Origin of the sequence: Nocardia farcinica (assembly GCF_029867845.1) — a bacterium.
GTDB classification, from domain to species: Bacteria; Actinomycetota; Actinomycetes; order Mycobacteriales; family Mycobacteriaceae; genus Nocardia; species Nocardia farcinica_A.
The window spans coordinates 1-8,168 of the sequence record NZ_JARWRU010001209.1; the positions used below are offsets into that span (position 1 = coordinate 1).

An 8,168-nucleotide genomic window follows, 5' to 3' on the forward strand; every position below is an offset into this window, starting at 1 on the left:
CCCGACACCGCTCGGGGTGGCGATCAACTCGGCCGACCCGGTGTGGGATGCCGACGGGGTGCTCGTCGACAACACCGTGCGCGCCCAGCTTGATCTGCTCGCCGCGCAACTGCTGTCGTTCGTGCCTGCGGGCGGGGGCAGGCGATGAGCGCGACGGTCACCGCCGTGCGGCGCACGGTGTACGTGGACGGCGCCCGCACCAGTTACCTGGAGGCGGGCGCGGGCGAGCCGGTGGTACTGCTGCACGGCGGGGAGTTCGGCGCCTGCGCCGAGCTGGGCTGGGAACACACCATCGACGCACTCGCCGCCCGCTACCACGTCATCGCCCCCGACATGCTCGGCTACGGCGACTCGGCCAAGATCGTCGACTTCACCGACGGCCGCGGCCTGCGCATCCGCCACATCGCCCGGCTGCTGGACACCCTCGGCGTGGATTCGGCTTTCTTCGTGGGCAATTCGATGGGCGCGATCAATCTGTTCGCCGACGCCACCGCTGAACGGCCCCGGCTGCGCACCCGTGGCTTCGTCGCGCTCTGCGGCGGCGGGCAGATCCGGCAGAACGAGCACATGCGCGCCCTGTACGACTACGACGCCACCATGGCCGGCATGCGCCGCATCGTCGCGGCGCTGTTCCACTCCCCGGGCTACCCGGCCGACGAGCACTACGTGCGCCGCCGCTACGAATCCAGCATCGCCCCTGGCGCGTGGGAATCGCTGGCGGCGGCCAGGTTCCGCCGTCCCGGCACCGATCCGCCGCCACCGCCGTCGAGCGAGCGCGCTTACCCGCGCATCACCGTACCGGTGCTGATCGTCGAGGGCGGGAACGACAAATTGCTGCCACCCGGCTGGGCGGCCGAACTGGCGGCGCGCGTCGCCCGAGGGGAGTCGGCGGTCGTGGCCTCGGCCGGGCACTGCCCGCAGATCGAACAACCGGCGGCGGTCAACGCGCTGCTGCTGGATTTCCTCGACCGGCACTCGGCCGCGGCGGTGCGCGAACCGCTGCCGGCCGGAGCGCGGGCAAGCGGAGAGGACCGGAGATGACAGCGGAACTGGCAGGCCGGGTGGCGGTGGTCACCGGCGGCGCGTCCGGCATCGGTGCCGCCATCGTGGCGGCCTTCGTGGCCGAGGGCGCCCATGTGGTGGTCGCCGACACCGACGCCGAGACCGGTGCGGCGACGGCGGCCGGGCACGGCGGCGCGGCCGTCTTCCGCCGGGTCGACGTGGCCGACCCGGAACAGGTCGCGGCCCTGGTCGATCACGCCGTCGCCACCTTCGGCGGCCTGCACGTCATGTGCAACAACGCGGGCATCTCCGGCACCATGCACCGCAGCTTCCTGCACGACGACCTCGCCGACTTCCAGCGCGTGCTCGGCGTCAACCTGCTCGGCGTCATGGCGGGCACCCGCTACGCCGCCGGTCACATGGCCGGACACGGCGGCGGCTCCATCATCAACCTGACCTCCGTGGGCGGCCTCCAGGCGGGCGGCGGCGTGCAGACCTACCGCGCATCCAAAGCCGCGGTCGCCCACTTCACCAAGTCGGCGGCCATCGAACTGGCCAGGCACGGCATCCGGGTCAACGCCATCGCGCCGGGCAACATACCCACCCCGCTGCTCGAATCCTCCGCCAGGAAGATGCCGAACGGGCTGGGGGAGCGGTTCATCAAGGCCATGCGCGCCAACATGGCTGCCGACCGCCCGTTGCCCGTGGACGGTCGCCCCGAGGACGTCGCCGACACGGCCGTCTACTTCGCGAGCGAGCGCTCCCGCTACGTCACCGGCGCCGTCCTGCCGGTCGACGGCGGCACCGTGGCCGGCAAACCCCTTCCCGTGCCGGCGAAGCCTGCGCAGGAGGTGCGGGGATGAGCGCCAAGCACCGCGCACAGGCGAAGCCGACCGGCGTGCTGGTGGTCGGCGCGGGCGCCGCCGGCCTGGCCACCGTCGAGGCGCTGCGTCGCGGCGGCTACCGCGACCCGATCACCCTGCTCGGCGCCGAACCCCACCTGCCCTACGACCGGCCGCCGCTGTCCAAACAGATCCTCACCGGGGCCTGGCGCGCCGAGCAGACCATGCTGCGCCCGCCCCGCATGCTCGCCGAACTCGACGTCCGGGTGGTCCTCGGCGTCACGGCGCTGTCCCTCGACGCCGCCACCCGCACCGTGCACACCACCTCCGGCGCCTGGCGGGCCGACCACATCGTGATCGCCACCGGCGCGGCCCCTCGGCCGCTGCCCGGTATCCCCACCCCCGCGGGCGTGCACGTGCTGCGCACTCTCGACGACGCCCTCGCCCTGCGTGCCGCCGCGCGGCGCGGCGCGACCGTGGCGGTGGTGGGGGAGGGGGTGCTCGGTGCCGAGATCGCCGCCCCCACAGCGCGACTCGGCCGCTCGGTCCCCATGATCGGCCCGCTGCGCGCCCCCATGATCACCCAGCTCGGCGATGTCGTCGCCGACCGCCTCGCCGAACTGCACATCCGCCACGGCGTGCGCCTGCGGCTCGGCACGGGCGTGCGCGGCTTCACCGAACACGACGGTCGCGCCACCGGGGTCGTCCTGCACACCGACGCCGTGATTCCCGCCGACCTGATCGTCCTCGCCATCGGCGCCGCCCCCGCCACCGGCTGGCTCGACGGCAGCGGACTGACCCTGGACGACGGCATCGTCTGCGATCACGCCTGCCGTGCCGCCGCGAACATCTACGCCGTCGGGGACGTCGCGCGCTGGCGGCACCCCGATACCGGCCACACCGTGCGGCTGGAGAACCGGACCAACGCCTCCGAACAGGCCTCGATCGTGGCCGCGGCCGTTCTCGGTGGCGACCCGGCCTACCGGCCCATCTCCTATTTCTGGACCGACCAGCTCGGTGTGAAGATCCAGGTCTTCGGCGCCGTCACCTCCGGCGCCGAGGCCCCCGTGGTCGAGGGCGATCCGGCCGGCGACCGGTTCGTCGTCCGCTACGACAGCGCGGGCACGCCCGTCGCCGTCGTCGGCTGGAACATGCCGAAACAGGTCAGGGCGCACCGTCAGCGGCTGGTCGAAGCCGCCGCGGCCGCCCGCGACCGCGCCGCCGCGAGCGCGTTGCCGTGAATCCGTCTTCAGCACAGACCCGCTTCAGCACAGAGAGGTCACCCATGAAAGTGACTGTCGACCAGGTCAAATGCGTCGCGGCCGGTCACTGCGTCATGCACGCCGCCGACGTGTTCGACCAGCGTGACGAGGACGGCATCGTCGTCCTGCTCGACGAACACCCGCCCGCCGACCTGGCCGACGAGGTGCGAACCGCCGCCGCGATGTGCCCGGCCATGGCCATCCAGATCGAGGAGTGAACAGTGTCCGAAACACTCACCGGCACCAGCACGGCCGCCCAGATACCCGAGTACCCCATGCCCCGTACGCCCGCGTGCCCGTTCGCCCCGCCCGAACAGGCCCTGGCCCTCAACCGCTCCGCGCCGCTGAACCGGGTGCGGATCTGGGACGGCAGCACCCCCTGGCTGATCACCGGCTACCAGGAATACAAGACGCTCATGGCCGACCCCAGGGTGAGCGTGAACGACCACCTGCCCGGCTTCCCGGACTGGAACGAGGGCATGCGCGCCATCAAGGACGCGCGCCCCAAGTCGGTGTTCACGACCGACGGCGAGGAGCACAGCCGCTACCGGCGGATGCTCACCAAGCCGTTCACCTTCAAACGCGTGGCCGCCCTCCGACCCGGCATCCAGGCCATCACCGACGAGCACATCGACCGCATGCTCGCGGGCCCCCGTCCCGTCGACCTGGTCGAAGCGCTGGCCCTGCCCATCCCGACGCTCATGATCAGCGACATGCTCGGCGTCCCCTATGAGGACCACGAGTTCTTCCACAAGCACGCCACCCTCAATGTCGACCGCTTCGCCACCAGAGAGCAGGCTGCCGAGGGCCGCTCGACGCTGGCCAGGTATCTGATCGAGCTGCTGAAGCGCAAACTCGACGAACCGGCCGAAGACCTCGCCACCGACCTCGCCGAACGGGTCCGCGCGGGCGAGCTCGACATGCGCGAAGCCGCACAGCTCGGCACCGGCGTGCTCATCGCCGGCCACGAGACCAGCGCGAACATGATCGGCCTGGGCACCCTGGTGTTGCTCCGCAACCCCGAGCAGTGGGCTCTGCTGCGCGAGAGCGACGACCCGAGACTCGTCGCGAGCGCGGTGGAGGAACTGCTGCGCTATCTCGGCATCATCCAGAACGGCCAGCGCCGCGTCGCCACCGCCGACATCGAGATCGGCGGGGTGACCATCGAGGCGGGCGACGGTCTGATCTTCGACCTGTCCGCCGCCAACTGGGACGAGCGCGCCTGGCAGGCCCCCGACCGGCTCGACCTCACCCGGCCCGCCGCCCACCACCTGGGCTTCGGCTTCGGCCCGCACCAGTGCGTCGGCCAGCAGCTCGCGCGCGCCTAACTGCAGATCGTCTTCGAAACCCTCGTCCGCCGCGTCCCCACCCTGCGCCTGGCGATCCCGTTCGAAGACGTCGAATTCAAACACGACCGCCTCGCCTACGGCGTGTACGCGCTGCCGGTGGCCTGGTAGAAGGAGCAGAAACCGATGACCGCAGTCACCGGCGAGGTCTACTACGACCCCTACGACGTCGAACTCAACGCCGACCCCTACCCGATGTTCAAGCGGCTGCGCGAGGAGTCGCCGCTGTTCTACAGCGAAACCCACGATTTCTACGCGCTCTCTCGCTTCGAGGACGTCAACGCCGCCCTCGTCGACCACGGAACCTACAGCTCCGCCCGCGGCGCCATCGTCGAACTGATCAAGGCGAACATCCCCATCCCGCCCGGCGTGCTCATCTTCGAGGACCCGCCCGTCCACGACATCCACCGCAAACTGCTCTCGCGCATGTTCACCCCGCGCAAGATCGCCGCGCTGGAGGACAAGATCCGCGAATTCTGTGTCGCCTGCCTCGATCCGCTGGTCGGCACCGGCCGCATCGATTTCATCGCCGATATCGGCGCCCAGATGCCGATGAAGGTCATCGGAATGCTGCTTGGCATTCCCGAGGAGGACCAGGAGGCGATCCGTGATTTCGCCGACGAGCAGATGCGCACCGAAGAGGGCAAACCCATGAAGGCGGCCACCGAGGGTCTGCCCACCGGTGAGATCTTCGAACGCTACCTCGATTGGCGGGTGGACAATCCCTCCGACGACATCATGACCGAATTGCTGAACGTCGAATTCGTCGATCAGCACGGCGTGGAACGCAAACTCACCCGCGAGGAACTGCTCACCTACATCAATGTGGTCTCCGGCGCGGGCAACGAGACCACCACCCGCCTCATCGGCTGGGCGGGCAAGGTGCTCGCCGAACATCCCGACCAGCGCAGGGAATTGGCCGAGAACCCGAAACTCGTCCCCGCCGCGATCGAGGAACTGCTGCGTTTCGAACCGCCCGCCCCGCATGTCGCCCGTCACGTCACCCGCGATGTCGAATTGCACGGCCGCACCGTCCCCGAGGGCAGCGTCATGATGCTGCTCATCGGCGCCGCCAATCGCGACCACCGCGTCTATCCGCCCGACGGTGACGTCTTCGACATCCACCGCCGCGGCCGTCAGCACCTGTCGTTCTGTGTCGGCACGCATTTCTGCCTCGGCTCGGCGCTGGCCCGGCTCGAAGGCCGGATCGCGTTGGAGGAGATCCTGAAACGATTCCCGGAGTGGGATGTCGATCTGTCGAACGCGCGGCTGTCGCCCACGTCCACCGTGCGCGGCTGGGAAAGCCTGCCCGCCATCATCGCCTGACCCCCGTGCCCCGGATTTCGCTGCGGCGGCGGATATTCCGCCGGACCCGGGCGAAATTCCGGTAGCGGCATCCGATATCATCGGCCTACACAGCGACTTCATCGGGGAAACCGCCGTGAGGGGAGGGCACGATGTCGGACGAGAATCCGGTCGGGAAAATCGGCCTGCTCACTCTCGGCACCCGGGGCCAGGAGGGCGCCGGCCAGGTGGAGTTGGCCATCCGGGGCGGCAGGGAGACCTACACCGCCTGGTCGGCGGAACCGCTGCCCAGCAAGTCGACGGTCTTGGTGGTGGCGGATCGGGGCGGACGAAACCTCGACGTCGTGCCTTGGGTGGCACTGGAACTCTGATCAGTCAGTACCAACCGAGAAGGACGGCGAATGTTCGGTTACCGCGTGCCCGCGCCCAACGAGGCCCTGCTCATCTCCGGCGGCAACAGAGGAGGCGACGGCGCACCGTTCCGCGTGGTCACCGGTCAGGGCGCCTTCGTCATCCCGATCCTGCGCAAGGCCGACATCCTGTCGCTGGATCTGCACGAGGCCATCATCAAGGAAACCTGCGTCACCACCCAGGGCGTGGAGCTGTCGGTCAGCGCGGTGGTCGCGTTCAAGGTCGGCAACGACAAGGCCTCCATCATCAATGCCGCGCAGCGCTTCCTCGACTCGCAGAACAGCGCCATGTCCAGCACGGTCGGTGAGATCTTCGCCGGCCACCTGCGCTCGATCATCGGCTCGATGACGGTGGAGGAGATCATCCGTCACCGCGAGGTCCTCGCCTCGCAGGTTCTCGACAGCTCCAATGTCGAGATGGGCCGGATGGGCCTGATCGTCGACTCCATGCAGATCCGCTCGATCGACGACTGCGGCTCCGGCTACATCGAGGCGCTGCGCGCTCCGCACCTCGCCCAGGTCGAGCGCGAGGCCAAGATCGCCCAGGCCGAGGCCGACCGGGCCTCCGCGGAGGCGCAGCAGGAATCGCGCCGCCGCCAGGCCGAGTACACGCGTGAGACCGCCATCAAGGAAGCGCAGATCCGCGCCGAGACCGACCGCGCCGCCGCCGAATCCGCGCAGGCGGGCCCGCTCGCCGAGGCCAAGGCCAGGCGTGAGGTGCTGGAGGCCGAGGCCGAACTGGCCGTCAAGCAGGCCGAACTGCGCGAAAAGCAGCTGCAGGCCGAGGTCATCAAGCCCGCCGAGGCCAAGGCGCGCGAAACCGAGATCCTGGCCAGGGCCAAGGCCGACGAGATGCGCATCCTCGCCGAAGCGGCCGCCTCGCACGACCGCGTGGCCCTCGACCAGATGCTCATCGAGCAGCTGCCCCTCATCGTGGAGGCCGCCGCCAAGGGCCTCGCCGACTCGCACCTGACCATCCTCAACGGCCAGGAGGGCGTCAACGACACCATTTCCGGCATGGTCGGCCAGGGTCTCGCCGTGTTCGACGCCCTGCAGAAGGGCATCCGCAACGGTGAGGCGGGCGACGAGCGGCAGGACGCGCACCGCATCACGCACTGACCGATCGCTCCCGAACAACGACGACAGCACGGTATTGCCCTGATCGGCGGCGCGACTGTTCCATGGGAGGTGTGCCGCCCTCGGGTGGGCGGCGTCCTCGGTTCCGCGAGGGAGGTCACCGTGACCGTCGATCATTCGGGATTCGTCTACGACTCCGTGGTTGAGTTCGTGGAGAACTATCTCATCCTGGTCTACCGGCGCGATCTCGCCGGCCCGACCGAATTCGCCTGGTGCCCGGAGGGGTTCCGGCACGCCGAGGCGGCGGTACGCCTGGAGGCGCTGTGGCGGGCGTGGGAGCACCTGCGCCGGTACGGCGCCCCCGGTCTCAGTGTGTGGATGCTCGATCACGCCGACCCGAACCTGCGCGTCCTGCTCGACCCCCGCGGGCCGTTCGGCGCGTGCAGCGTGTCCGGCGGTCACAGTGACGAAATAGCGCCGCTGCCCGTCGAGCCGATGACCGACACCGCCGAGTGAATCTCAGACGGTGGCGGGTACCCGGCGCTCGACCAGCAGATTCTGCGCGAGCCTGCCGATGGGGCCGTGCGGGGCGTGCAGGACGCCGGCGTTCATCCCGACCCCGTCGCTGCCCACCGAAGCCTCGGCGGCGATGCCCACCCACTGCGAGCCCGGCTCCTCGAACAGGTGAACCGTCAGATCGGTGTTGAGGAAGGCGAACTCGGCGGGATCGAGCCGGGCGCCCACGCCGTTGGCGGCATCGGCGACCGTCATCAACCGCTCCAGATCGCTGATCTTCTCGCCCGCCACCAGCGGCAACCGCAATCGCACCCATGCCACCGTCGGGTCGCCCGGCTCGCCGCCGGGAGTGCCGAGCCGCCACTCCATCGCGTTGACGAACACCCACCCCACCCCGGTGCGCCAGCC

General features: G+C 69.9%; 8 protein-coding genes and 3 pseudogenes. 10 read left to right on the forward strand and 1 reads right to left on the reverse strand.

Features of this window, described 5'->3' with window-relative positions; genetic code table 11:
* The 10 genes and pseudogenes from QH283_RS26785 to QH283_RS26830 all read left to right on the forward strand — a co-directional run.
* Window positions 1-148 (forward strand): annotated as a pseudogene (locus QH283_RS26785) (FMN reductase); the annotation flags it as partial.
* Window positions 145-1,041, forward strand: coding sequence for an alpha/beta fold hydrolase (locus QH283_RS26790; RefSeq protein ID WP_280505711.1), 897 nt, complete (start codon window positions 145-147; stop codon window positions 1,039-1,041). The pseudogene QH283_RS26785 and the gene QH283_RS26790, both read left to right, overlap by 4 nt.
* Window positions 1,038-1,865 carry an SDR family NAD(P)-dependent oxidoreductase gene (locus tag QH283_RS26795; protein WP_280505712.1) on the forward strand — a complete coding sequence of 276 codons (828 nt, stop codon included), beginning with the start codon at window positions 1,038-1,040 and terminating at the stop codon, window positions 1,863-1,865. The genes QH283_RS26790 and QH283_RS26795 overlap by 4 nt, the downstream gene beginning before the upstream one ends.
* Window positions 1,862-3,085 carry an NAD(P)/FAD-dependent oxidoreductase gene (locus QH283_RS26800; protein WP_280505713.1) on the forward strand — a complete coding sequence of 408 codons (1,224 nt, stop codon included), beginning with the start codon at window positions 1,862-1,864 and terminating at the stop codon, window positions 3,083-3,085. The genes QH283_RS26795 and QH283_RS26800 overlap by 4 nt, the downstream gene beginning before the upstream one ends.
* Before the next feature lie 44 nt (window positions 3,086-3,129).
* Entirely contained in the window at window positions 3,130-3,324 is a 195-nt protein-coding gene (locus QH283_RS26805; RefSeq protein WP_280505714.1) for a ferredoxin, read from the forward strand.
* 3 nt (window positions 3,325-3,327) lie between these two features.
* A pseudogene (locus tag QH283_RS26810) lies at window positions 3,328-4,563 on the forward strand (cytochrome P450).
* 15 nt (window positions 4,564-4,578) lie between these two features.
* Entirely contained in the window at window positions 4,579-5,778 is a 1,200-nt protein-coding gene (locus QH283_RS26815) for a cytochrome P450 (protein ID WP_280505715.1), read from the forward strand.
* 131 nt (window positions 5,779-5,909) lie between these two features.
* On the forward strand, window positions 5,910-6,128 hold the full coding sequence (locus tag QH283_RS26820) for a hypothetical protein (protein WP_280505716.1): 219 nt from the start codon (window positions 5,910-5,912) through the stop codon (window positions 6,126-6,128).
* 30 nt (window positions 6,129-6,158) lie between these two features.
* Window positions 6,159-7,286, forward strand: coding sequence for a flotillin family protein (locus QH283_RS26825; protein WP_280505717.1), 1,128 nt, complete (start codon window positions 6,159-6,161; stop codon window positions 7,284-7,286).
* A gap of 120 nt (window positions 7,287-7,406) precedes the next feature.
* Entirely contained in the window at window positions 7,407-7,760 is a 354-nt protein-coding gene (locus QH283_RS26830) for a DUF4913 domain-containing protein (RefSeq protein ID WP_280505718.1), read from the forward strand.
* A 3-nt stretch (window positions 7,761-7,763) separates the two neighbouring features.
* Here the strand turns inward: QH283_RS26830 and QH283_RS26835 are convergent.
* Window positions 7,764-8,168: pseudogene (locus tag QH283_RS26835) on the reverse strand (acyl-CoA thioesterase domain-containing protein); the annotation flags it as partial.